The following is a 24,814-nucleotide window of genomic DNA, read 5'->3' as shown; positions in this document are numbered from 1 at the left end:
GATCGCTCCCACGCTCCACGTGGGAGTGCCTCTGGTGACGCTCTGCGTCACGCGTGTGGACGCGGAGCGTCCTTGGCTGCATTCCCACGCGGGAGCGTGGGAACAATCTGCCGTGTTGCGTCAGGTGTGCAGGCGTACCCACACGCTGACCAACACCGTCGCGGCCATCAACCAGGCCACGGCGGCGACTGCCAGCGATGCCTCCAACCGCAGCCGATCGACCATCACATACAGCGTCGCCAAATACACAAAGTACGGAATGATCGACCACATCCCGAACAGGATCGTGGTCTTCAAGTCCGCAACCGTTCGGCCTTTGCCGACGATGTAATGGGCGATCAGCGCAAAAGTGGGAAACAGCGGCACCAAGCCTGCGATGTAATAGTTTCTGGTCTTGGCCAGCGCCGCCAGGATCAGCACCACTGCGGCGCCAAGTGCAGCCTTCAGGAACAGATCCATCAGTGACTCAACCCGTATTTCTTGACCTTGTCGAACAGGGTGGTCTTGGCCATCCCCAGTTCCTGGCTGGCCTGGGTCAGGTTCCCGCCGCTGCGTTGCAGGGCATCGTTGAGTAGGTTGCGCTCAAAGGCTTCCACCGCCTCGGTAAAGGCAACCCCTTGGTTGCCGCTGCCGGCGCCGCTTTTCTTGAAGGCGGGCAGGCCGAGGGCGAAACGTTCGGCGACGTTGCGCAGCTCACGCACGTTGCCTGGCCAGTCGTGGCTCATCAGGCTGGATAGGGTCTGGTTGTCCAGCTCCGGCACCGCCCGGTCGAAGCGTAGCGACGATTGCTGCAGGAAGTGTTCGAACAGTTGCAGGATGTCTTCGCGCCGTTCGCGCAAAGGCGGCAGTTCCAGGGTGACGACGTTGAGGCGGTAGTACAGGTCGCTGCGGAACTGGCTGGCGCGGCTCAACTCGTCGAGGTCGGACTTGGTGGCAGCGATTACCCGGCAATCCACCGCCACGCTCTGGTTCGAACCCAGGCGTTCCAACGTACGTTCTTGCAGCACCCGCAGCAATTTGATCTGCAGGTTGATCGGCATGCTCTCTACTTCATCGAGGAACAGCGTGCCTTGATGGGCATGCTCGATCTTGCCGATGCGACGTTTGCCGGCGCCGGTGAAGGCGTTGGCCTCGTGGCCGAAAATCTCGCTTTCAAACAGGTTTTCCGGCAGGCCACCGCAGTTGAGGGCGACGAACTGGTGGGTATGGCGCCGGCTGAAATCATGCAGGCAGCGCGCGACCAGTTCCTTGCCGGTGCCGGTCTCGCCTTCGATCAGCACGTTGGCCGAGGTATCGGCGACATTGGCAATCAGTTCGCGCAGGTTTTGCATGGCCGGCGAGCGGCCGATGATGCGGCCTTCCAGTGAGTCGCGTTCGGCCAGTTGCCGGCGTAGCGACCAGACTTCCCGCGCCAGCCCGCGTTGTTCCAGGGCGCGGCGTGCCACGTCCACCAGGCGTTCGGGCGAGAAGGGTTTCTCCATGAAGTCGTAGGCGCCGTTACGCATGGCGCCCACCGCCATGGAGATATCGCCATGCCCGGTGATCAACACCACCGGCAGGCTTTTATCCAAGGCCTTGAGGCGGGTCAGCAGTTCCAGGCCATCGATGCCCGGCAGGCGGATATCGCTGATGACGATGCCGGCAAAGTTTTCGCCGATGCGCTTGAGCGCTTCTTCGGCGCTGCCCACGCCGACGCTGGTGATGTCTTCGAGCGCCAATGCTTGCTGGCAACCGAGCAGTACATGGGGGTCGTCTTCGACGATCAGGACGGTAAGGTCTTGGGCTTGTGTATTCATGTCGACTCAGCTCGTTGAGCGCCCACCAATGGCAGGTTCAGGACAAAGGCGGTACCACCATTGGCCGGATGTTCCACGGCAAGGCTACCGCCGGTGGCGGCCGCGAGGCTGGCGGAAAGGGTCAGGCCCAGGCCCAGGCCTTGTTCGCCGGGCTTGGTGGTAAAGAAGGGTTCGAACAAATGCTTGCGTGCTTCGGGGTCGATGCCGTGGCCATTATCACGCACCAGCAGGCGGTATTTGCCGTCGCCGCTCTGGCCTTCCAGCCACAGTTGCGGCACTGCTTGGGCCTGCATCGCATCGAGCGCGTTACCGATCAGGTTGACCAGGATCTGCTCCAGGCGGGTCTGGTCGATCTGCAATTGGGCGTTGGCAAAGTCACGGTGCACGGTCAACGGCAGGCTGTCCAGGCGCGCGCCGAGCACCTGGAACGCGGCGTCCACGGCCTTGCCGAGGCTGGCTTCGCCCTGGTCGTCACCGCGCCGGGCAAAGGAGCGCAGGCTGGCGGTGATGCGGCCCATGCGGTCGATCAGTTCGTTGATGGTCTTGAGGTTGGTGCTGGCAGTGTCCAGGGCGCCGCGCTCAAGGAAGCGTACGGTGTTGCCCGACAGCGTGCGCAGCGCTGCCAGCGGCTGGTTCAGTTCGTGGGCGATGCTGGTGGACATCTGGCCAATGGCCGCAAGTTTGCCGGCCTGCACCAGTTCGTCCTGGGCGTGGCGCAGGGTTTCTTCGGCCTGGCGTCGTTCGCGAATCTGGCCCTTGAGCCGTTCGTTGCTGGCGCGCAGGTCGGCGGTGCGTTCGGCAATCCGACGCTCAAGCTGGCTGTTGGCTTCCTGCAAGGCTTCCCGTGCGGCGAGGCGGGTGGCGATGACCTTGCGTCGCTCGTTCCAGGCAATCAGCAGGAAGGCGACCAGGCCAAAGGCGACGGCCACCAGGATGCCCTGGTTGATCGCAGCGCGGCGCAGGTCGTTGAGCGGGGTGAGCAGGGTGAAATTCCACGGTGTGTCGTTCAGCGGGCGGGTCTGCGCCAGGTAGCTGACGGCGTGCTGGTCGTTGACCACTTCGGTGTTGGCCGGGAAGGTCAGTTTCTCGGTGCCTTCGTTCAGGCGCTCACGGGCCAGGGGTTGCAGTTCATTGAGCGTCGCCCAGTAATATTGCAGGCTGTGGGCCAGGCGGTCCTTGGTGTCATCGCTCAGCGGGCGTACAGCCTTGAGGCGACGCGCCGGGTCGCTGGAAAGAATAATGATGCCGTTCTCATCGCTCACGAAAGCTTCGAGGCGCGCACGTTGCCAGCGCTCTTCAAGGGCTTCGAGGCGCACCTTGACCACGGCGACGCCGATGATCTTGCCGTGCTCTTCCAGGCCGTGGGCCAGGTAATAGCCGGGTTCGCCGTTGGTGCTGCCGATGCCGTAGAAACGACCGGGCTGGCCGCGTACAGCGTTCTGGAAATAGGCGCGAAAGGACAGGTCCTCACCTTGGTAACTGTCGGCATCGCGCCAGTTACTGGTGGCCAGCACACGGCCGGTGGTGTCCATTACATAGATGGCGCGGCTGCGACTGCGGCGGTTCAGGCCTTCGAGGTAGTCGTTGACCGTCTTGCGGGTTTCCTGGTTCGGGTCGGCGAGCAGTTGGGAAACACTGGACTCCAGTTCCAGCAGGCTGGGCAGGTAGGTGTACTTGCTCAGTTCGCTTTCGACGGTGCGGGCGTGCAGCTCCAACTGGCGTTCGCCGTTGTCGCTGAGGGTGCGGATGCCGTAGTAGTCACTGACCCAGAAGCCGATATAACCCAGGCCGACCATCAGGGCGATGATCAACGGCGGCAGGAACAGTTGGCGTATCAGACGAGGCTTCACGGCAAGTGATGGCGGCGCGGCGCGATATTGATTGGGGTCGCATTTCATCACAGATGCCTTGGGTCAGCTACTTCTCGCCAGTGTAAGAGCGGGCTTGTGTGGGAGCCGGGCTTGCCCGCGATGCAGGCGCCTCGGTGTAACAGTTGCACCGAGGCGATGCCATCGCAGGCAAGCCAGCTCCCACACAAGCCCGGCTCCTACAGGACGAACGGTGTTGCTTTTAGTGCTGCAGGATTTTCTCGAGGAAGTGCTGCGCACGCTCGGAGCGGGCGCTGATGTCGCCGAAGAACTCTTCTTTCGGGCAGTCTTCGATGATCTTGCCGGCGTCCATGAAGATCACGCGGTCGGCCACTTTGCGCGCAAAGCCCATTTCGTGGGTCACGCACATCATGGTCATGCCTTCGTGGGCCAGTTGCACCATCACGTCGAGCACTTCGTTGACCATTTCCGGGTCCAGCGCCGAGGTCGGTTCGTCGAACAGCATGACGATCGGGTCCATGGCCAGGGCGCGGGCAATCGCCACACGTTGTTGCTGGCCGCCGGAGAGCTGGCCTGGGTGCTTGTGGGCGTGTGCCGACAAGCCCACGCGGTCGAGCAGTTGCAGGCCCTTCTTGGTGGCCTCTTCCTTGCTGCGGCCCAGCACCTTGATCTGCGCGATGGTCAGGTTTTCGGTGATGGTCAGGTGCGGGAACAGCTCGAAGTGCTGGAACACCATGCCTACGCGCGAACGCAGTTTTGGCAGGTTGGTCTTCGGGTCGGCGATGGAGGTGCCGTCGACCACGATGTCGCCCTTCTGGAACGGTTCCAGTGCGTTGACGCACTTGATCAGGGTGGATTTGCCCGAGCCGGATGGCCCGCACACCACGATCACTTCGCCTTTTTTAACCTCGGTGCTGCAATCGGTCAGCACCTGGAAGTCGCCATACCACTTGTTGATGTTCTTGATAGAGATCATACGGCAAACCTTTTTTGCAGACGCTTGACCAGCAGCGAGGCGGAAAAGCTGATGATGAAGTAGACGACACCGGCGAAGATCAGGAACTCATTGGAGCGGCCGATGATGTCGCCGTTGGAGCGGGCGGAGTTGAGGAAGTCCACCAGGCCCACGGTGTAGACCAGGGAGGTGTCCTGGAACAGGATGATCGACTGTTGCAGCAGCAACGGCGTCATCTTGCGGAACGCCTGGGGCAGGATGATCAGGCGCATGGTCTGGCCGTAGGTCATGCCCATGGCTTGTGCCGCCGCCATCTGGCCCTTGGGAATCGACTGCACACCGGCTCGTACGATTTCGCAGAAGTACGCGGCCTCGAACATCATGAACGCCACGACGCAGGAGGTGAACGCGCCGATAGGGGTGTCTTCGCCGGTGATCCAGCGCAGCACGAACGGCACCGCCAGGTAGAACCAGGTGATCACCAGCAGCAAGGGGATCGAGCGGAAGTAGTTCACGTAGGCGCCGGCCACGCGGGACAGCAGTTTGTTGGACGACAAGCGCATCAGGGCCAGGATGGTCCCGATGATGATGCCGCCGACCACGCCCATGACCATCAGCTTCAAGGTCATGACCATGCCGTTCCACAGGCCTGGAATGGCGGGGATGATGCCGCTGAAATCGAAGTCCATTATTTGCCCCCCACGGAGATCAGGCCGGGCACCGCGACTTTCTTCTCGACCACGCGCATCAGCAGCATCAGGCTCATGTTCAGGGTGAAGTAGATCAGCGTGGCCAGGGTGAAGGCTTCAAACAGGTTGGCCGAGAACTCGGCGGTCTGTTTGGTTTGCGCCAGCAGTTCCATCAAGCCGATCAAGGACGCCACGGAGGAGTTCTTGAACACGTTGAGGAATTCCGAGGTAAGCGGCGGAATGATGATGCGGTAAGCCTGGGGCAGCAGCACGTTCCAGTAGATCTGCGGCAGCTTGAAGCCCATGGCGCGCGCCGCGGATTCCTGGCCGCGTGGCAGCGCCTGGATACCGGTACGCACTTGCTCGCACACACGGGCGGCGGTGAACAGGCCCAGGCACACCACGACGCTCAGGTAGGCCGAGGTGGTCGGGTTCAGGTCTTGTTTGTACCAGTCCTGCAGGTTCTGCGGCAGCATGTCCGGTACCAGGAAGTACCAGATGAACAGCTGAACCAGCAGCGGCACGTTACGAAACAGTTCCACGTAGCAGGTCGCGATGCCCGATACGAGGCGGTTTGGCACAGTGCGCATGACCCCCAGAATGGAGCCCAGCAGCAAGGCGATAATCCATGCCACGACAGCGATGGCGATGGTCCAGCCCAGCCCGGAGAGGTACCAGTCGAGATAAGTCTCGCTGCCCACGCCGGTGGACTTGAAGAACACGCCCCAGTCCCAGTTGTAATTCATTAGGGTCTCCCCTCGAGATCGATCGATGTACAAGCACCCGCTTGGGGAAGATCCGTTCCCGCCTGACGTTGAACGCCAGGCACACACGATCGGCTCGAAAACCGCCAGGTCGAGTGTTCCAAGTTAAAACCAGCAGGTAATTACAGACGCCTGAGGGAGGGTTGGCTCCCTCAGGACATAAGCTTAGTCAGGTATCAGATTTTTACTTCTGGCGCTGGTTTGTCGCTAGGGTTAGCGATCAGCTCCTTGACCTTGTCGCTCATCGGGAAGTTAAGGTTCAGGCCTTTCGGTGGGATCGGGCTTTCGAACCATTTGGCGTAGATCTTGTTGATCTCGCCGGACTTGTACAGGGCGACAATGGCGTCATCCACGGCTTTCTTGAAGTCCGGGTCGCCTTTGCGAACCATGCAAGCGTAGGCTTCAAAGGACTGCGGAGTACCGGTAATGACCCAGTCGTCCGGCTTCTTGGCCTTGGCTTCTTCACCGGCCAGCAGGGCGTCGTCCATCATGAATGCAACGGCGCGGCCGCTTTCGAGCATCTGGAAGGATTCGCCGTGGTCTTTGGCGGAGATAACGTTCATGCCCATCTGCTTGTCGGCGTTCATCGCCTTGATGATGCGCTCGGACGTGGTACCGGCGGTGGTCACGACGTTTTTGCCTTTCAGGTCGGCAAAGTCAGCGTAGGACGGCTTGCCTTCCTTGTCTTTCTTGACCAGCAGGCGGGTGCCGATTTCGAAGATGTTGACGGTGAAATCAACTTGCTGGGCGCGTTCGGTGTTGTTGGTGGTGGAGCCGCACTCCAGATCCGCGGTGCCGTTCTGGATCAACGGGATACGGGTTTGCGAGGTCACCAGGTTGTACTTGGCTTTGAGGTCGGGTTTGTTCAGGTCTTTTTTCAGTTGCTCGACAACGGCCAACTGGATGTCGTGGGAGTAGCCCACGGGTTTGCCCGAGCCATCCGCGATGTAGGAAAACGGAATGGAGCTGTCGCGGTGAGCGAGAGTGATGGTGCCGGAGTCGTTGATTTTCTTCAGTGTGCCGGTGAGTTCGGCGGCAAAAACTGGAGTGCTGATCAGAGCAGCAGCGATAGCTGCGCCCAGGATATGGGGAACGATGCGCATCAATACTTCCTCGACATTTGTTTTTTTTATGAAGCCAGCTGAACGGCTCTCTTGTAAAGCGACTGCCCGTGACGGCTCCTAAGGCGCCTCAGGCAATCGTTGAAGAGTGTAGAGCATGAGTCGTGCCATACCGAAAACAAAAGGATAACTTCATGATTTATATGGAAATTAACTTTTTGTGTCGGCAGTATTTTCGGTCGGTAGTCCGGCAAACCGAATAGGGCAGAGGTGTGCGTTCGGAAAACCGAATAGTCCGTAGGAGCGAGCTTGCTCGCGAAAAACGCAAAAACGCCGCGTTTATGCTGAATAAACGCGGCGCTCTCGGGTTTTTCGCGAGCAAGCTCGCTCCTACACTGGGGCGGTCAGGCGGCTTCGATCTTGCTGCGGTTCTGCTCGACCTTGGACAAGTAGCGCTGCAGGTTTTCCTGCTCTTGCGGCGTGGTGAACAGGCCAAGCTTGGTACGGCGCCACAGCACGTCCTGCGGTTGTGTTACCCACTCTTCGGCGCACAGGTAGTCGACTTCGCGGGTATAGAGGCCGCCACCCAAGTGGTCACCCAGATCGGCGAGCGATTGCACGCCTTCCAGCAAGCGCCAAGTGCGGCTGCCGTAAGTGGTGGACCAGCGACGGGCGATCTCGCTCGGTACCCAGTCGAACTTGGCGCGGATGGCATCGGCCAGGGCTTCTGGGGTAGTCATGTGTTCGCCACCGGGCAGGCTGGCTGTGGCAGTCCAGCTTGGGCGCATCTGGGTGAAGTACGGCGCCAGTTGGGCCATGGCCGACTCAGCCAGTTTGCGATAGGTGGTCAGCTTGCCACCGAACACCGACAGGATCGGCGCTTCGCCGGTGCCGCCGGACAGCGACAGGGTGTAGTCACGTGTAATGGCCGACGGGTTGTCCGACTCGTCATTGCACAGTGGGCGCACGCCGGAGTAGGTGTGGACGATATCGTCACGGCTCAGTTGTTTCTTGAAGTGCGCGTTGACCACTTTAAGCATGTAGTCGGTTTCACCTTCGGTGATCGCCACTGCAGCCGGGTCGCCGGTGTATTCGCGGTCGGTGGTGCCGATGATGGTCAAGTGGTTCAGGTACGGAATGGTGAAGACGATGCGTTGGTCCTCGTTTTGCAGAATATGCGCGTGAGCACCCTCGTACAGTCTCGGCACGATCAGGTGGCTGCCCTGGATCAGACGAATGCCGTACGGTGAATCCAGCTTCAGGTCGTCCCGGATGAATTTGGCCACCCATGGGCCGGCGGCATTCACCAAGGCGCGGGCGCGGATCGAGAACAGGCTGCCGTCGGCACGTTCCATGTTCATTTCCCACATGCCGTTGCTGCGCTTGGCGCTGACGCAACGGGTCTGGGTGTGGATGTGCGCGCCTTTCTCGCGGGCAGCCATGGCGTTGAGTACCACCAGACGGGCGTCGTCGACCCAGCAGTCGGAGTATTCAAAGCCTTTGGTGATTTCGCTTTTCAGCGGGCTGTCGGCACCGAACTTGAGGCTTTTGGAACCCGCGAGCTTTTCGCGCTTGCCCAAGTGGTCATAAAGGAACAGACCAGCACGAATCATCCAGGCCGGGCGCAGGTGCGGGCGGTGCGGCAGTACGAAGCGCATTTGCTTGACGATGTGCGGTGCCTTGGCCAGCAGTACTTCGCGTTCGGCCAATGCTTCACGCACCAGACGGAATTCGTAATGCTCCAGGTAACGCAGTCCACCGTGGATCAGCTTGCTGCTGGCCGATGAGGTGTGGCTGGCCAAGTCATCCTTTTCGCAAAGGAATACCGACAAACCGCGACCGGCTGCGTCTGCTGCAATCCCGACGCCATTGATCCCGCCACCAATTACGGCTACGTCATAGACTTCGGCAAGCGGTGGAGCAGGCAAGGTGGAAGGGTTCATCGGCTGGCCTCGCGATCTTTTCGTCTTGGAATTCGAACATGAATGTTCATTTGCGAAAATGGTAGCTGATAATTGCGGGCACAGCCACCCGACTTCGATTGAAAAAACTCATCGAAGGGCGGGGAAAGGAAGAATCATGAACAAAGGTGAATGTATGGGTGTGAGTGAGGCCGTCATCGCGGGCAAGCCCGGCTCCCACATTTGATCGCATTTCAAACTGTGGGAGTCGGGCTTGCCCGCGATGACGCCTGAACAGGCGCTAAACGACTTCCAGCCGCACCTTGTGCTCATTCAGCACTTGCACCAACGCCGGCACCGGCTGCTGGTCAGTCACCAGGCAGTCCACCAGGCTGATCGGCCCCAGGCGAATCATGGCATTGCGCCCGAATTTGCTGGAGTCCGCCGCCAGGATCACCTGCCGCGCATTGGCGATGATTGCCTGGGAAACCCGCACCTCCTGGTAATCGAAGTCCAGCAGGCTGCCGTCCTCGTCGATCCCGCTGATGCCCACCAGGGCAAAGTCGACCTTGAACTGGTTGATGAAGTCGACACTGGCCTGGCCCACCACACCACCGTCACGGCGCACATTGCCGCCGGTGAGCAACACATCGAAGTCGTCCTTGGCACTGAGCATGGTGGCGACGTTGAGGTTGTTGGTGATGATTTTCAGGTGGCTGTGATTGAGCAGCGCACGGGCGATGGATTCGGTGGTGGTGCCGATGTTGATGAACAGCGAGGCATGATCGGGAATCTGCGCGGCGATGGCTTCACCGATGCGTTGCTTCTCGTCGCGCATCTGGTCGGCACGCATGGCGTACGCGGTGTTCTCGACACTGGAGTCATAGGCTGCGCCGCCGTGGTAGCGGCGCAACAGGTTGGCGTCCGCCAGCTGGTTGATATCGCGGCGGATGGTTTGCGGGGTGACAACGAATAGCTGCGCCATTTCCTCGATACTGACGTACCCGCGTTCGCGGACCAGTTCGAGGATTTGTTGTTGGCGGGGAGGCAGATTCATGGGGCGTCCTTTGGGCTGCCATACAAAAGTGGCCCATGATGACGCAGGAATCCGCTCCCTGCCAGTTACAACCTGCCGTAAGCCAGCGCTTGGCTTATTCGGCGCCTTCGTGCGGCTCCCAGTCACGGGTGCGGCTCACAGCTTTTTGCCAGCCGGCGTAGAGTTTCTCTTTGGCCGCCTCGTCCAGCTGTGGCTCGAACTCGCGCTCGATTACCGCCTTGCCGCGCAACTCGTCCAGGCTGCCCCAGAAGCCACACGCCAGGCCCGCCAGGTAGGCCGCGCCGAGGGCGGTGGTCTCGCGCATTTGCGGGCGTTCTACCTGGGTGCCGAGGATGTCGGCCTGGAATTGCATCAGGAAGTTGTTGGCAACCGCGCCGCCGTCCACGCGCAGGGCCTTGAGGCGTTCGCCCGAGTCCTGTTGCATGGCGTCGAGGACGTCGCGGGTCTGGTAGGCAATCGACTCCAGGGCTGCGCGAATGATGTGGTCTACGCGTACGCCACGGGTCAGGCCGAACAGTGCGCCACGGGCATACGGGTCCCAGTAGGGCGCGCCGAGACCGGTGAAAGCGGGTACCAGGTACACGCCGTTGCTGTCCTTGACCTTGCCGGCAAAGTATTCGGTGTCGTGGGCATCGTTGATGATCTTCAGCTCGTCACGTAGCCATTGCACGGTGGAGCCACCGTTGAAGACCGCGCCTTCCAGGGCATAGGCCACCTCACCGCGCGGGCCGCAGGCAATGGTGGTGAGCATGCCGTGCTTGGATTTCACCGCCTTGTCGCCGGTGTTCATCAGCAGGAAGCAGCCGGTGCCGTAGGTGTTCTTGGCCTGGCCCGCTTCCACGCACATCTGGCCAAACAGGGCCGCTTGCTGGTCGCCGGCAATGCCACCGATAGCGATGCCGCTCTTGGTACGGCCATAGATTTCCGACGACGACTTCACTTCAGGGAGCATTTCCCGTGGGATGTCGAGAATCTCCAGCATCTTCGCATCCCACTCCAGGGTGTGGATGTTGAAGAGCATGGTGCGCGACGCGTTGGTGTAGTCGGTGACGTGGGTCTTGCCGCCGGTAAATTTCCAGATCAGCCAGCTGTCGACGGTGCCGAACAGCAGTTCGCCATTGCGCGCACGTTCGCGACTGCCTTCGACGTTGTCGAGGATCCACTTGAGCTTGGTGCCGGAGAAGTATGGGTCGGTCACAAGGCCCGTGGTGTCGCTGATGTATTGCTCATGGCCGTCGCGCTTGAGCTGCTGGCAGATCTCGGTACTGCGGCGGCACTGCCAGACAATAGCGTTATAGATCGGGCGGCCGGTGATCTTGTCCCAGACCACCGTGGTTTCACGCTGGTTGGTGATACCGATGGCGGCCACCTGGTCATGGTGCAGGCCGGCCTGCGCCAGCGCTTCGACCATCACCGCGCTCTGGGTGGCGAAGATTTCCATCGGGTCATGTTCAACCCAGCCAGCCTGCGGGTAGTGCTGGACGAATTCACGCTGGGCGGTACACACCACGTTGGCGTCACGATCGAAGATGATCGCCCGGGAACTGGTGGTGCCCTGATCAAGGGCAATGATGTAGTTCTTATTCTGAAGGTCGGTCATGTCAATTGCCTTGGACGAAATAAGGAAGTCAGAAATCAGCCTGGGCCGCGAAGGGCAGGGGACCAGGCTGGCGCTTTCAGGAAATACGAGTCTTGCCGTTGACAGCCGTGTCAGGTGTTTCTTCAGCGATAGCCGGTGCGGCGCTCGGCAGGTGGCGAGCAATCAGCCCGCGATAGGCCGCAGCGCCCAGGCATGCGCCGACAATCGGAGCGAAAATCGGCACCAGGAAATAAGGAATATCGCGACCGCCAGTAAAGGCCATTTCACCCCAACCGGCGAAAAAGGTCATCAGCTTGGGACCGAAATCCCGTGCCGGGTTCATCGCAAAGCCAGTCAACGGGCCCATGGCGCTGCCGATTACGGCGATCAGCAAACCGATCAGCAGGGGGGCCAGGGGGCCGCGTGGCAGACCGTTGTTATCATCGGTCAGAGCCATGATCACGCCCATCAGGATGGCGGTGATGACCATCTCCACCAGGAATGCCTGGGCCGTGCTCAGCAGCGCATGGGGATAGGTGGAGAACACCGACGCCAATTCCAGGCTGGCTTGGGAGCCGCGGACCATGTGGTGAGTTTGTTCGTAATCGAAAAACAGATTGCTGTAGAGCGTGTACACCAGGGCGGCGGAGCAAAAGGCGCCGGCGACCTGGGCAAGAATATAGAAGGGCAGTTTGCGCTTTTCAAAATCGGCAAAGATGCACAGGGCGATACTGACCGCCGGGTTGAGGTGAGCCCCGGAAATACCGGCACTCAGGTAGATCGCCATGCTCACGCCGACCCCCCAGATGATACTGATTTCCCACAAGCCAAAGCTCGCACCCGCGACCTTGAGCGCGGCGACGCATCCTGTACCGAAGAAGATCAGCAGCGCGGTGCCCAGGAATTCGGCCATGCATTGGCTCGAAAGTGAAGGCTGTTGAAGAGCAGTTGTCATGGAAAACCTCAATTGTTGTTCTTGTCTTGCGCACGGCCTCAACGGGCAGTTGCGCGATATTCACCACGAGAAGGATCCCCATCCTGGATCGCGGCTTACTGCGGAGTACCAGAGGATTATTCCTACGGTATTCGGAAACGAAAAAATATAGACAAGAATGACCGCTGTCAAAGGTCGAAAGTGAACCATTGGTCATTTCCGAACTATTGGTGTGGTGAATGATCATGGCCAAGGCGCGTTGCTTTTGCGGTGATAGGTCTGTGCTAGAGCGTTTTAGGTAGGCTTGGCCTAGAATTGGCCATCAGTTTGCCCGCCCGGAGCCGTTATGACCCCTGCATTGGACCTGTTGAAAAAAGTTCGCGCCGAACATCGTGTGCATAGTTATGAACATGATCCCAAGGCAGCCTCGTATGGGCTGGAGGCCGCGGAAAAATTGAGCCTGGACCCGGCCCAAGTGTTCAAGACGCTGCTGGCGAGCAGTGAGAAGGGTGAATTGTTGGTGGCGGTTGTGCCGGTCGTCGGAAGTCTGGACTTGAAAGCCCTGGCTCATGCTGCGGGTGTGAAGAAAGTCGAAATGGCTGACCCGGCAGCGGCGCAGCGTTCCACGGGTTATCTGTTGGGCGGCATCAGCCCGCTGGGTCAGAAGAAGCGGCTGCGCACGTTTATCGATGAAACGGCGCAACCCTTTGCAACGATTTTTGTCAGCGCGGGCAGAAGAGGATTGGAAGTTGAATTGCCAGCGGCGGTGTTGGCTGAACACACCCAGGCCAAATTCGCACCGATCGGGCGGGCCTGATATGCATTCTTTGAAGTCTATGAGGATCAAATGTGGGAGCTGGCTTGCCTGCGATAGCATCAACGCGGTGTAACAGATAACCCGAGTTGTCTGCATCGCAGGCAAGCCAGCTCCTACATCCCGACCCAGTTTTATCAGTGAGCGACGCTGTGGCGGCGCACGCCTGACTCAACAGCAGGAATTTGCGCCGCTGTGCTGCCGGATGCCTGGAACACCACCAAATGCTCAGCCGCCACACGAATCCCCACCTCCGCGCCCACTTGGTGATCGGCATGGCTGGGGAAAATCGACTCCAGCTGAGCGCCGGTCGGCAGCTGTAACCGGTACAGCGTTGAGGCGCCGAGGAAGGTCTTGCCGACGATCCGGGCTTTCAACGCGCTGTCCGGCGCATACACGATATCGTCCGGGCGCAGCAGCACGTCCACCGCAGCGCCGGTCGGCAAGGTGTAGGCACGGTTGCCGCGCAGGTCGCCCAGTTCAGTGCTGACCGATTCGGGCGAGTTCAGCCGACCACGGATGAAATACCCTTGGCCGATGAAACTGGCGACGTAAGGCGTCTGCGGTTCGTGATAGAGGTTGTACGGCGTGTCCCACTGCTCAAGGCGGCCTTCCTTGAAGACCCCGACGTGATCGCTGACGGCGAAGGCCTCTTCCTGATCATGGGTTACCAGGATCGCGCTGGTGCCGCGAGCCTTGAGGATGTCGCGCACTTCATGGCTGAGCTTGCGGCGCAGTTCGCCATCGAGGTTGGAAAAGGGTTCATCCAGCAACAGCAGTTGCGGCTCCGGCGCCAGGGCCCGGGCGAGAGCGACGCGTTGTTGCTGACCACCGGAAAGCTCATGGGGGAAGCGCTTGCCCAGGTTCTTCAAGTTGACCAGTTCCAGCAACTCGGCAACTACGCGCTCTTTTTGCGGGTGCTTGCGAATGCCAAAGGCGATGTTGTCAGCCACGCTCAGGTGCGGGAACAACGCGTAGTCCTGGAACACCATGCCGATACGACGTTTTTCCGGGGCGAGGGTGAAACCGGCACGGGAGATGACTTCGCCCGCCAGGCTGATTTCGCCTTCATGCACCGGCTCAAAGCCAGCAATCGCGCGCAGGGTAGTGGTTTTGCCACACCCTGAAGAGCCGAGCAGGCAACCGATATCGCCGGCGTTGAGGTGCAGGTTGAGGTTCTGCACGACGCGCTGGTCTTGATAGCCGCAGGCCAGATTGCGCAGGTTCAGCAGTAATGACTGGCTCATGCGTGGTGGTACGACGGTGGTACGAGGAATTCGAGCAAGGCTTTTTGCGCATGCAGGCGGTTCTCGGCCTGATCCCACGCGACTGAGCGCGAATCGTCGAGCAGGTCCTGGCTGATTTCTTCGCCCCGGTGGGCGGGCAGGCAGTGCATGAACAGCACGTCTGGCGCGGCCAGGTCGAGCAACGCACGGGTCACCTGGAACGGCGCGAACTGGGCCAGGCGCTTGGCGGTTTCGTCTTCCTGGCCCATGGAGGTCCAGACGTCGGTGCTGACCAGGTGCGCGCCGACCACTGCGTCTTTCGGATCGCGCAGCAGTTGCACACGGCCATCGGCCTTGGCCATGAACTCGGCGCTGGGCTCGTAGCCTTCAGGGCAGGCGATGCGCAGGTGGAAGTCGAACTGGATCGCCGCTTCTATATAGCTGTTGCACATGTTGTTGCCATCGCCGATCCAGGCCACGGTCTTGCCTTGGATCGAGCCACGGTGCTCGAGGAAGGTTTGCATGTCGGCCAGCAACTGGCAGGGGTGCAGGTCATCGGACAGGCCGTTGATCACGGGCACACGGGAGTTGGCGGCAAATTCGGTCAAGGTGCTGTGGGCGAAGGTACGGATCATCACGGCATCGAGCATGCGCGACATCACGATGGCGCAATCGCTGATCGGCTCACCACGGCCCAATTGGGTGTCGCGCGGTGACAGGAAGATGGCCTGGCCACCCAGCTGGATCATGCCGGCTTCGAACGACAGGCGTGTGCGGGTCGAGGACTTTTCGAAAATCATCCCGAGTACCCGGTTTTTCAACGGCTCAAACAGTACACCGCGGTTACGCAGGTCTTTAAGCTCAATGCCTCGACGGATCACGCTGACCAGCTCTTCGGGCGTGCAATCCATCAGGGAGAGAAAGTGCCTTGCGCTCATCATTAACTACCTTTTGCAACAGACCGCAGATACTCAAAGCCTTGTTTATTGCGACAACGGGCGAGACCTGCGGCGAAAGCCGCACGGGGCGACGAAATAGGGGAAGACGCGATATTGACATTAAATGTCGCGTTTTACCAATAGGGCTACGGCTTTAGGGGTGTTCAAGCAGGGCGCTGGCGCGGTTTGAAGACGAATTCCTGACAGCAGCGAGCCATTTGTACACTGGCGTCCAGGCCTTTTGCAATGCGCGGGGGCGGGCTTGGGCCAGGTCGCGTCGGTTTCAGCGCCTGCTGACAAGGTTTCTGAAACATTTGCTCATGCTTAGCCATGCCCTGGCCTATGCCCGTCGATTCACAACGCGAAGGTTGCTGGCGCGCCAAGTGGTCGCGGCCCATAGTTGAGTCAAAGCCCCTATAAAAGAGACTGGCCATGACCAAGACTCTCCACCACCGTGCCTGCCACCTGTGCGAAGCCATCTGCGGCCTCACCCTGGAAACCACCCAAGCCGAAGATGGTAGCCTGGCGATCACCTCGATCAAGGGCGACCCTCTGGACAGTTTCAGTCGCGGCCACATCTGCCCCAAGGCGGTGGCCCTGCAGGACATCCAGAATGACCCGGACCGCCTGCACCAACCCATGCGGCGGGTGGGCAGCGAATGGCAGCCGATTGGCTGGGATGAAGCCTTTGCCCTGGTGGCCGAGCGGCTTGCGGGTATCCAGGCGCGGCATGGGCAGAACGCGGTGGCGGTGTATCAGGGCAACCCAAGCGTGCATAACTATGGGTTGATGACCCACAGCAACTACTTTCTAGGGCTGTTGAAGACGCGCAATCGTTTTTCCGCGACCTCGGTAGACCAACTGCCTCATCACCTCACCAGTCACCTGATGTACGGCCACGGCCTGTTGTTGCCCATACCCGATATCGACCAGACCGACTTCATGTTGATTCTCGGCGGCAACCCGCTGGCTTCCAATGGCAGCATCATGACCGTGCCCGATGTGGAGAAACGCCTCAAGGCCATCCAGGCGCGGGGCGGAAAAGTGGTGGTGGTCGACCCTCGGCGCAGCGAGACGGCAGCCATCGCGGACCAGCATGTGTTCGTACGCCCCGGCGGCGATGCGGCATTGTTGTTTGGGGTGCTCAACACTTTGTTCTCCGAAGGGCTGACACGCGAAAGCCATTTGCCGGTGCAAGGCCTGGATGATGTACGCAAGGCGATTGCCGGCTTCGATGCCGAGGCCATGAGCCGCCAGTGTGCGGTGCCTGCCGAGCAGATTCGCCAGTTGGCCAGGGACTTCGCCGGCGCTGACAAGGCCGTCTGTTATGGCCGCATGGGGGTCTCGACCCAGGCGTTTGGCACGCTGTGCCATTGGCTGGTGCAACTGATCAACCTGGTGACCGGCAACCTGGACCGTGTCGGCGGCGCGCTCTGCACCAGCCCCGCGGTGGACCTGGTGGCCTCCACCAGCGGCGGCCATTTCAACCGCTGGCAGAGCCGCGTGTCCGGGCGGCCGGAGTACGGCGGAGAACTGCCGGTGTCGGCGCTGGCCGAAGAAATGCTGACCGAGGGTGATGGGCAGATCCGCGCCCTGGTGACGGTGGCCGGCAACCCGGTACTGTCCACGCCTAACGGCCGCCAATTGGAACAAGCCCTGGACGGGTTGGAGTTCATGGTCAGCATCGACCTGTATATCAACGAGACCACGCGTTATGCCGACCTGATCTTGCCTTCCACCTCGGCGCTGGAAAACGATCACTACGACACTACCTTCAATTTGTTCGCGGTACGCAATGTCACACGCTTCAATCGCGCCATCCTGCCCAAGCCTGAGGGTGCATTGCATGACTGGGAGATCTTTGTCGGCTTGGCCAAGGCGTTCGCGGCGCACACTGGCGCGGTGCTCAGGCCCACCCTGCCACCGGCACAGATGATCGACTTTGGCCTGCGTGCGGGTGCCTATGGTGACGCATCCAGTCATAAACTGTCGGTGGCCATGCTGGCGGATCATCCCCATGGCGTCGACCTGGGGCCGCTCAAGCCCAACCTCGCGGCACGTTTGAAAACCGCGGATGGCAAGGTGCAAGCGGCACCGGCCGTGATCCTGGCAGACCTGGCGCGTTTCGCCGCGCAGCCGGTGCCGGTGGCCGACGAACTGCTATTGATTGGCAGGCGGCATGTGCGCAGCAATAATTCCTGGATGCATAACTATCACCGGCTGGTGAAGGGTAAGCCACGCCATCAACTGCTGATGCACCCCGATGATCTGGCTAGCCGTCAGTTGAGCGATGGCCAGCGGGTGCGGGTGAGTTCGCGTATCGGTATGGTCGAGGTGGAAGTAGCGGCCAGCACGGACATGATGCCGGGTGTGGTCAGCCTGCCTCACGGCTGGGGCCACGGTCGTCCGGGCGTGCAGATGAGCATCGCGAGCGGCCAGCCGGGGGCGAGTGCCAATGACTTGACCGACGAGCGGCAATTGGACGAGTTGTCGGGTAATGCGGCGCTCAACGGCGTACCGGTGAAGGTGGCGGCGGCCTGAGCATCCTGCTGGATTTTTGCGTTACAATGCGCCACCGTGCCGACCCGTGAGTCGCAAAGTTCCTGCAGAGGTGTTCCATGGATATCATCGAAACGATCAAAGAGCAGATTGCCAACAACACCATTCTGCTTTACATGAAGGGCGCACCTAACGCGCCTCAATGCGGTTTCTCCGCAAAGGCGTCCCAGGCTGTGATGGCATGTGGCGAGAAGTTCGCTTACGTGGATATCCTGCAAAACCCTGAAATCCGCGCCAACCTGCCAAAGTACGCCAACTGGCCGACTTTCCCGCAGTTGTGGGTAGCCGGTGAGCTGGTTGGCGGTAGCGACATCATCACTGAAATGGCAGCTGATGGTTCGCTGCAAGCGCTGATCAAGGACGCAGCGGAAAAAGCAGCGGCCAAGACTGACGCCTAATTGGCTAGCAATAAAAAGCCCCGCTTCTCACAAGAGAGCGGGGCTTTTTTTGAGCTTTTCTGTAGGAGCGAGCTTGCTCGCGAAGGTCGCCCAGGCAACGCGTTAAATCAGATGCGCTGCGTGATCGTTGACGTTCTTCGCGAGCAAGCTCGCTCCTACAGTGATAACAAACGCAGTTATTCGCCCATCTGCGATTGCAGGTAATTCTCCAGGCTGACCTTGTCGATCAGGCCCAACTGGGTTTCAAGCCAGTCGATATGCTCTTCCTGATCTTCCAGGATATCTTCCAACAGTTCACGGCTGCCGAAATCGCCCTTGGTTTCGCAGTGAGCGATACCAACCTTCAGGTCGCTGTGGCTCTTGCGCTCAAAGCCCAGGTCGCTGCTGATCATTTCCTGGGTGTGCTCGCCGATGTTCAGCTTGCCCAGGTCCTGCACATTCGGCAGGCCTTCCAGGAACAGGATGCGCTTGATCAGCGCGTCGGCGTCCTTCATGGCCTTGATCGATTCTTTGTATTCACGCTTGCCGAGCTTTTCCAGGCCCCAGTCATCGTACATGCGCGCATGCAGGAAGTACTGATTGATCGCGACCAGTTCATTGGCAAGGATTTTGTTGAGTTGCTGGATGACTGAGATGTCGCCTTTCATGACTGGGGTCCTGCCCTGTAATAGCTGTGTATAGGGCGGAGTCTGAGCGGTGAAAATCCTAGTGTCAAACCTAAGTTATTGAATAATAAATGAAAATTAATCGGAATAAGAATGTTTGTGTTCCGCGTCTTGGCGCTAACTAATTGAATTACAGGCATAAAAAAACCGGACACAAGGTCCGGTTCTTTAAAACATGCCTATCAGGCGTGTGTAAATTCTGTCGAGTAGGGGAGTGCGGCCTGGGCTGTTTGCAGCTGCGTCAGGGTTTCCCGTACCACTTGCTTGGCCAGGCAAGCACATTTGCCGCACTGGCTGGCAACGCCGGTGGTTTCACGCACTTCTTTGTAGCTGCAGCAACCTTCATAGATTGCTTCGCGGATTTGTCCGTCGGTGACGCCAGTGCAGAGGCAGACATACATAAGTGAGAACCGTCGCGGGTTTATGGCTTAAGTGCGATGGATCTTAATGTTAACGAGAATGATTGTCAAAATAGTTTCAGCAGCAATCCGGGGGGAATTGCCCGTGCGCTGACGAACGGTTTTTTCGGTGTATGATGGTCGGTCTTCACGAAGCGTGATTGCGTCATATTTCTGTCTGTTTCCACAGGCAGACTCGACCGGTCCTTTTACTTCAATCGTCACCCCTATATCAGGAGATATCCAATGAGCGTACTCGTCGGTAAACAAGCCCCGGATTTCGACGTACCAGCCGTCCTCGGCAATGGCGAAATCGTAGACAGCTTCAAGCTGTCTGAAGCCATCAAAGGCAAATACGGCCTGGTGTTCTTCTACCCGCTGGACTTCACCTTCGTCTGCCCTTCAGAGCTGATCGCCCTGGACCACCGCATGGACGATTTCAAAGCGCGCAATGTTGAAGTGGTCGCGGTTTCCATCGACTCCCATTTCACCCACAACGCCTGGCGCAACACCGCCATCAACGACGGCGGCATCGGCAAAGTCAAATACACCATGGCTGCCGACATGAAGCACGACATCGCCAAGGCCTACGACGTTGAGTCCGAAGGCGGCGTGGCGTTCCGTGGCGCGTTCCTGATCGACGACAAGGGCGTTGTGCGTTCGCAGATCATCAACGACCTGCCGCTGGGCCGTAACATGGAAGAGCTGATCCGCCTGGTCGACGCGCTGCAATTCCACGAAGAGCACGGCGAAGTCTGCCCTGCCAACTGGAAAAAAGGCGACAAAGGCATGAACGCTTCGCCAGAAGGCGTTGCGGCTTACCTGACCGAGAACGCTGGCAAGCTGTAAGCCAACGTCACGGTACAAAAAAACCGGCCTGAAAAGGCCGGTTTTTTTATGCGTGGGATTTGCCTTCAGTCGTTGAAGTCTTCCCAGCCGCCCATCTGTTTCCACCGATTGACGATGCCGCAGAACAGCTCGGCGGTCTTTTCGGTGTCGTAGCGGGCCGAGTGGGCTTCACGCCCGTCAAAGTCGATACCGGCCGCCTGGCAGGCTTTGGCCAGAACGGTCTGACCGTAGGCCAGGCCGGCAAGCGTTGCGGTGTCGAAACTGGAGAACGGATGAAACGGGTTGCGCTTCATGTCCAGCCGCGCCACGGCGGCGTTCAGGAAGCCCAGGTCGAAACTGCTGTTGTGGCCGACCAGGATCGCACGTTTGCAGCCATTGGCCTTCAACGCCTTGCGCACGCCACGGAAGATATCGGTCAGCGCCGCTTCTTCACTTACCGCCATACGCAGTGGGTGGTCGAGCTTGATCCCGGTGAATTCCAGGGCAGCGGCTTCGATATTGGCGCCTTCAAACGGCTCGACGCGAAAGAAATGGGTGTGCTCCGGGTACACAAAGCCCTGTTCGTCCATGCCGATGGTGGTTGCGGCAATTTCCAGCAAGGCATCGGTGGCGCAGTTGAAACCACCGGTTTCTACGTCGATGACGACCGGCAGATAGCCGCGAAAACGCTCGGCCATCGGATGGCGCGAGCCGCCACCGCCGTGCTCTTGTTCGTCGTCGTAATGGTCTTCACTCACTTGCTTTCCTCCAGCAGGCGCCAGCGCAGTGTTTCACCGGCGCGCAGCGGGATAACGGTCAGCTCGCCAAACGGCAGGCTGGCAGGGGCGGTCCAGTCTTCACGGACCAGGGTAATGCGGTCGGTATTCGCCGGCAGGCCGTAGAAACGCGGGCCGTTGAGGCTGGCGAAACCTTCGAGTTTGTCCAGCGCGTTACGCTGTTCGAAAGCTTCGGCGTACAACTCGATGGCGGCAAACGCGGTGTAGCAGCCGGCGCAGCCGCATGCGGCTTCCTTGGCGTGCTGGGCATGTGGCGCAGAGTCGGTGCCGAGGAAGAACTTCGGGCTGCCGCTGGTGGCGGCATCCAGCAGTGCCACCTGGTGGGTATTGCGCTTGAGGATAGGCAGGCAATAGAAATGCGGCCGAATCCCGCCCACCAGCATGTGGTTGCGGTTGTAGAGCAGGTGATGAGCGGTGATGGTCGCGCCAACGTTGGCCGACGCTTCGCTGACGAACTGCACCGCATCGGCGGTGGTGATGTGTTCAAACACCACTTTGAGCGTAGGGAACAACTCGACCACACGACGCATGTGTTCATCGATGAAGATTTTTTCGCGATCGAACACATCCACGTCGCCACGAGTGACTTCCCCGTGGATCAGCAATGGCATGCCGACCTCCGCCATGGCTTCGATCGCCGGCAGGATCTTGTCGATACTGGTTACACCGGAATCGGAGTTGGTGGTCGCACCTGCCGGGTACAGCTTGGCGGCGTGCACATAACCGCTGGCCTTGGCTTCACGAATTTCTTCAGGCTGGGTGCGGTCGGTCAGGTAGAGCACCATCAACGGTTCGAAGCGGCTGCCGGCCGGTCGTGCAGCGAGGATGCGCTGGCGATAGGCGTCGGCTTCTGCGGCATTGCGCACCGGAGCTACCAGGTTAGGCATGATGATGGCACGGCCAAACGTGCGGGCCACATCGGCCACGGTTTGGGGTAACGCAGCACCATCGCGAAGATGAATATGCCAGTCGTCGGGACGCAGCAGGGTCAGGCGGTCGGACATTGGGGATTCCAGGCGGGTCAATCTGGTGGGAATGCTACCGGAAAAGACTCTTGCAGGCACTCGCTATCAAGTTTTGCCGGATGCTACCGATATCTCCGGGTATGCCTTAACGATGTATGACGCTTTGAAGTGTTGTAGAAACCAGTGGAGCCTCCCGTGCGCCAGTATTATCTAGCCCTGCTCAGTGTGTTCGCCAGCCTGCCTGCGGCGGCCCTCACGTTCCAGACACGTCTGGAGAATATTGAGTGGAAGGTAGAGGGCGATCAGTTCGAGTGCCGCCTGACCCAGCCGATCACCGATTTCGGTTCCGGTGAGTTCGTGCGCCGGGCCGGCGAGCAGGCAACGTTTCGTCTGAAAACCTATGGCGGCACCCTCGGCGCCGGCTCGGCAACCTTATTGGCCGCGGCCGCGCCGTGGCAGCCGGGCCGAGGTGATATCAACCTTGGGGCCGTGCGTGTCGGCAGCGGCGACGTCCTGTTCAATAGCTCCCAGGCCCAGGCCGGCCGCCTGTTCACGGGTTTGCTTGAAGGGCGCAGCCCGACCGTGCGGCATTACGGACGTCAAGGCGGCTACTCGGAAATTCGCCTGCTGCCTGTGAAGTTCAACAAGGCGTACAACGATTATCAGGTGTGCACCACCAAGCTGCTGCCCATGAATTACGACCAGGTCAAACAGACTGAAGTGGGCTTCCCCGGTGGTGGTATTGAGCTGGACGCGGCGGCCAAGAAGAAGTTGTCGGTGATCCTGGCATTCATGAAAGCCGATCCCACGGTCAATCATGTCGAGTTGAACGGTCATTCCGACAACAGTGGCAATCGCCTGACCAACCGTGACGTCTCACGGCGCCGCGCCCTGGCGGTGATGGACTACTTCAAGGCCAACGGCATTCAGGAATCGCAAATCACGATGCGCTTCCATGGCGAAAGCTACCCCTTGGCGCCCAACACTAATGCCACCAACCGTGCGCGTAACCGCCGTGTAAATATTCAGCTTGAGCGGGTGGCTACCCCAGAGAAACCGGCGCCTCAGGCCACTGCGCCGAGCAACCCGGCGGCTACCTCATAAGAGGCGACCATCGGTCGCCCACTCGACATAATCTGTCGCTTTATCTTCATTTGCTGTCGCGCCCCTGTAATTTCACGGTTTTGATCGGTAGAATCGTCGCCTTTCCGTACAACCCCGTGGAGTGATGGCATGGCCGACGTAAACAAGGTCGTTCTCGCGTATTCCGGCGGCCTGGACACTTCGGTGATCCTCAAGTGGCTGCAGGATACTTATAACTGTGAAGTGGTGACCTTCACCGCTGACCTGGGTCAGGGTGAAGAGGTCGAACCTGCACGTGCCAAGGCGCAAGCCATGGGCGTGAAAGAGATCTACATTGACGACCTGCGCGAAGAGTTCGTCCGCGATTTCGTTTTCCCGATGTTTCGCGCCAACACTGTCTACGAAGGTGAGTACCTGCTGGGTACCTCCATCGCACGTCCGCTGATCGCCAAGCGCCTGATCGAGATCGCCAACGAAACGGGCGCCGACGCCATTTCTCACGGCGCCACCGGCAAGGGCAACGACCAGGTACGTTTCGAACTGGGTGCCTACGCACTCAAGCCAGGCGTTAAAGTCATTGCGCCGTGGCGTGAATGGGACCTGCTGTCCCGTGAAAAGCTGATGGATTACGCTGAAAAGCACGCTATTCCGATCGAGCGCCATGGCAAGAAGAAGTCGCCGTACTCGATGGACGCCAACCTGCTGCACATTTCCTATGAAGGCGGCGTGCTGGAAGACACCTGGACCGAGCACGAAGAAGATATGTGGAAATGGACGGTCTCCCCGGAGAACGCTCCAGACAAGGCGCAGTACCTGAAACTGACTTACCGCAACGGCGACATCGTTGCGCTGGACGGCGTTGAAATGACCCCGGCCACCGTACTGGCGACCCTGAACCGTATCGGCGGTCAGCATGGTATCGGCCGTCTCGACATCGTCGAGAACCGTTATGTGGGCATGAAGTCTCGCGGTTGCTACGAAACCCCGGGCGGCACCATCATGCTGCGTGCCCACCGCGCCATCGAGTCCATCACCCTGGACCGTGAAGTCGCCCACCTTAAAGACGAGCTGATGCCCAAGTATGCCAGCCTGATCTACACCGGTTACTGGTGGAGCCCTGAGCGTCTGATGCTGCAACAGATGATCGACGCCTCCCAGGCTCACGTGAACGGTGTCGTGCGCCTGAAGCTGTACAAGGGCAACGTGATCGTCACCGGCCGCAAGTCCGATGAGTCGCTGTTCGACTCCAACATCGCCACCTTCGAAGAAGACGGCGGCGCCTACAATCAGGCGGACGCGGCAGGCTTCATCAAGTTGAACGCACTGCGCATGCGCATTGCTGCCAACAAGGGCCGCTCGTTGTTCTGAACCGTGCGCCCGTCGTGAAAAATGGCCCCTTTTGCAAGGGGTCATTTTTTTTGCCTGGATTTTAGATGCGGCGCTGTTTATTAGCGTTTAGCGTGTGTTTAAGGATTTTTTCGTAACTTGCGCAATTATTATCCAGTTTATCTTTATGTTTTTAAGGTTGAATGATTTTTTACATCTGAGGGGGAACTATGTCTGACAGAAAATTCACTC

General features: G+C 59.5%; 23 protein-coding genes. 6 read left to right on the top strand and 17 right to left on the bottom strand.

Going from position 1 to position 24,814, the window contains the following annotated elements; translation table 11 throughout:
• Window positions 1-120 precede the first annotated feature (120 nt).
• From HBO10_RS03810 to HBO10_RS03760, 11 genes are all read right to left on the bottom strand, one after another.
• Window positions 121-459, bottom strand: coding sequence for a GlpM family protein (locus HBO10_RS03810; protein WP_014717129.1), 339 nt, complete (start codon window positions 457-459; stop codon window positions 121-123).
• Complete coding sequence (locus HBO10_RS03805) at window positions 459-1,796, bottom strand: sigma-54 dependent transcriptional regulator (RefSeq protein ID WP_034126459.1); 1,338 nt, start codon at window positions 1,794-1,796, stop codon at window positions 459-461. Before HBO10_RS03805 ends, HBO10_RS03810 begins: the two co-directional genes overlap by 1 nt.
• Complete coding sequence (locus tag HBO10_RS03800; protein WP_034126460.1) at window positions 1,793-3,694, bottom strand: sensor histidine kinase; 1,902 nt, start codon at window positions 3,692-3,694, stop codon at window positions 1,793-1,795. Before HBO10_RS03800 ends, HBO10_RS03805 begins: the two co-directional genes overlap by 4 nt.
• Before the next feature lie 172 nt (window positions 3,695-3,866).
• Window positions 3,867-4,601, bottom strand: a complete 735-nt coding sequence (locus HBO10_RS03795; protein WP_003188952.1) for an amino acid ABC transporter ATP-binding protein — start codon at window positions 4,599-4,601, stop codon at window positions 3,867-3,869.
• Window positions 4,598-5,269, bottom strand: coding sequence for an ABC transporter permease subunit (locus HBO10_RS03790; RefSeq protein ID WP_003188954.1), 672 nt, complete (start codon window positions 5,267-5,269; stop codon window positions 4,598-4,600). Before HBO10_RS03790 ends, HBO10_RS03795 begins: the two co-directional genes overlap by 4 nt.
• On the bottom strand, window positions 5,269-6,015 hold the full coding sequence (locus tag HBO10_RS03785; RefSeq protein ID WP_014717132.1) for an amino acid ABC transporter permease: 747 nt from the start codon (window positions 6,013-6,015) through the stop codon (window positions 5,269-5,271). Before HBO10_RS03785 ends, HBO10_RS03790 begins: the two co-directional genes overlap by 1 nt.
• A 194-nt stretch (window positions 6,016-6,209) precedes the next feature.
• On the bottom strand, window positions 6,210-7,136 hold the full coding sequence (locus tag HBO10_RS03780; protein WP_003188957.1) for a glutamate/aspartate ABC transporter substrate-binding protein: 927 nt from the start codon (window positions 7,134-7,136) through the stop codon (window positions 6,210-6,212).
• Between the two features lie 362 nt (window positions 7,137-7,498).
• On the bottom strand, window positions 7,499-9,037 hold the full coding sequence (gene glpD / locus HBO10_RS03775; protein ID WP_034126461.1) for a glycerol-3-phosphate dehydrogenase: 1,539 nt from the start codon (window positions 9,035-9,037) through the stop codon (window positions 7,499-7,501).
• A gap of 259 nt (window positions 9,038-9,296) precedes the next feature.
• Window positions 9,297-10,052 (bottom strand): DeoR/GlpR family transcriptional regulator, encoded by a 756-nt coding sequence (locus HBO10_RS03770; protein ID WP_003188962.1) that lies wholly within the window; start codon window positions 10,050-10,052, stop codon window positions 9,297-9,299.
• 94 nt (window positions 10,053-10,146) lie between these two features.
• Entirely contained in the window at window positions 10,147-11,652 is a 1,506-nt protein-coding gene (glpK, locus tag HBO10_RS03765) for a glycerol kinase GlpK (RefSeq protein ID WP_032893327.1), read from the bottom strand.
• Window positions 11,653-11,728: 76 nt separating this feature from the next.
• The gene (locus HBO10_RS03760; RefSeq protein ID WP_014717136.1) at window positions 11,729-12,586 is read right to left on the bottom strand and encodes an MIP/aquaporin family protein; all 858 of its coding nucleotides are present in this window, start codon (window positions 12,584-12,586) and stop codon (window positions 11,729-11,731) included.
• 325 nt (window positions 12,587-12,911) lie between these two features.
• On the opposite strand from HBO10_RS03760, the gene ybaK reads away from it, so the two are divergent.
• Window positions 12,912-13,382 carry a Cys-tRNA(Pro) deacylase gene (gene ybaK, locus HBO10_RS03755; protein WP_014717137.1) on the top strand — a complete coding sequence of 157 codons (471 nt, stop codon included), beginning with the start codon at window positions 12,912-12,914 and terminating at the stop codon, window positions 13,380-13,382.
• Between the two features lie 134 nt (window positions 13,383-13,516).
• On the opposite strand, the gene HBO10_RS03750 is transcribed toward ybaK, so the two are convergent.
• Both HBO10_RS03750 and argF read right to left on the bottom strand, forming a co-directional pair.
• On the bottom strand, window positions 13,517-14,626 hold the full coding sequence (locus HBO10_RS03750) for an ABC transporter ATP-binding protein (protein WP_034126462.1): 1,110 nt from the start codon (window positions 14,624-14,626) through the stop codon (window positions 13,517-13,519).
• Entirely contained in the window at window positions 14,623-15,543 is a 921-nt protein-coding gene (argF, locus tag HBO10_RS03745; protein WP_034126463.1) for an ornithine carbamoyltransferase, read from the bottom strand. Before argF ends, HBO10_RS03750 begins: the two co-directional genes overlap by 4 nt.
• A gap of 432 nt (window positions 15,544-15,975) precedes the next feature.
• Here argF and HBO10_RS03740 point away from each other — a divergent pair, with 432 nt between their 5' ends.
• A complete protein-coding gene (locus tag HBO10_RS03740; RefSeq protein ID WP_034126464.1) occupies window positions 15,976-18,084 on the top strand; it encodes a molybdopterin oxidoreductase family protein in 2,109 nt (702 codons plus the stop codon).
• A gap of 77 nt (window positions 18,085-18,161) precedes the next feature.
• Window positions 18,162-18,500 carry a Grx4 family monothiol glutaredoxin gene (gene grxD, locus HBO10_RS03735; protein ID WP_034126465.1) on the top strand — a complete coding sequence of 113 codons (339 nt, stop codon included), beginning with the start codon at window positions 18,162-18,164 and terminating at the stop codon, window positions 18,498-18,500.
• Window positions 18,501-18,676: 176 nt separating this feature from the next.
• On the opposite strand, the gene bfr is transcribed toward grxD, so the two are convergent.
• Window positions 18,677-19,147 carry a bacterioferritin gene (bfr, locus tag HBO10_RS03730; protein WP_034126466.1) on the bottom strand — a complete coding sequence of 157 codons (471 nt, stop codon included), beginning with the start codon at window positions 19,145-19,147 and terminating at the stop codon, window positions 18,677-18,679.
• A 200-nt stretch (window positions 19,148-19,347) separates the two neighbouring features.
• Window positions 19,348-19,566, bottom strand: coding sequence for a bacterioferritin-associated ferredoxin (locus HBO10_RS03725; RefSeq protein ID WP_017526354.1), 219 nt, complete (start codon window positions 19,564-19,566; stop codon window positions 19,348-19,350).
• A 243-nt stretch (window positions 19,567-19,809) separates the two neighbouring features.
• Here HBO10_RS03725 and HBO10_RS03720 point away from each other — a divergent pair, with 243 nt between their 5' ends.
• Entirely contained in the window at window positions 19,810-20,412 is a 603-nt protein-coding gene (locus HBO10_RS03720) for a peroxiredoxin (RefSeq protein ID WP_003172097.1), read from the top strand.
• A 65-nt stretch (window positions 20,413-20,477) separates the two neighbouring features.
• Here the strand turns inward: HBO10_RS03720 and rnt are convergent, their stop codons facing one another.
• Complete coding sequence (rnt, locus tag HBO10_RS03715) at window positions 20,478-21,149, bottom strand: ribonuclease T (RefSeq protein ID WP_003188980.1); 672 nt, start codon at window positions 21,147-21,149, stop codon at window positions 20,478-20,480.
• The gene (gene pyrC, locus HBO10_RS03710; RefSeq protein ID WP_169921929.1) at window positions 21,146-22,192 is read right to left on the bottom strand and encodes a dihydroorotase; all 1,047 of its coding nucleotides are present in this window, start codon (window positions 22,190-22,192) and stop codon (window positions 21,146-21,148) included. Before pyrC ends, rnt begins: the two co-directional genes overlap by 4 nt.
• A gap of 156 nt (window positions 22,193-22,348) precedes the next feature.
• Between pyrC and HBO10_RS03705 the strand changes: the two genes are divergently transcribed.
• Both HBO10_RS03705 and HBO10_RS03700 read left to right on the top strand, forming a co-directional pair.
• On the top strand, window positions 22,349-23,257 hold the full coding sequence (locus HBO10_RS03705) for an OmpA family protein (protein ID WP_034126467.1): 909 nt from the start codon (window positions 22,349-22,351) through the stop codon (window positions 23,255-23,257).
• Between the two features lie 129 nt (window positions 23,258-23,386).
• Entirely contained in the window at window positions 23,387-24,604 is a 1,218-nt protein-coding gene (locus HBO10_RS03700; RefSeq protein WP_169921928.1) for an argininosuccinate synthase, read from the top strand.
• Window positions 24,605-24,814 lie beyond the last annotated feature (210 nt).

Origin of the sequence: Pseudomonas sp. WS 5503 (assembly GCF_012985385.1) — a bacterium.
In the GTDB taxonomy this organism is placed as follows: domain Bacteria; phylum Pseudomonadota; class Gammaproteobacteria; order Pseudomonadales; family Pseudomonadaceae; genus Aquipseudomonas; species Aquipseudomonas paracarnis.
Note: the sequence above shows the minus strand (reverse complement) of the source record. Positions and strands in the feature narration are given on the sequence as shown.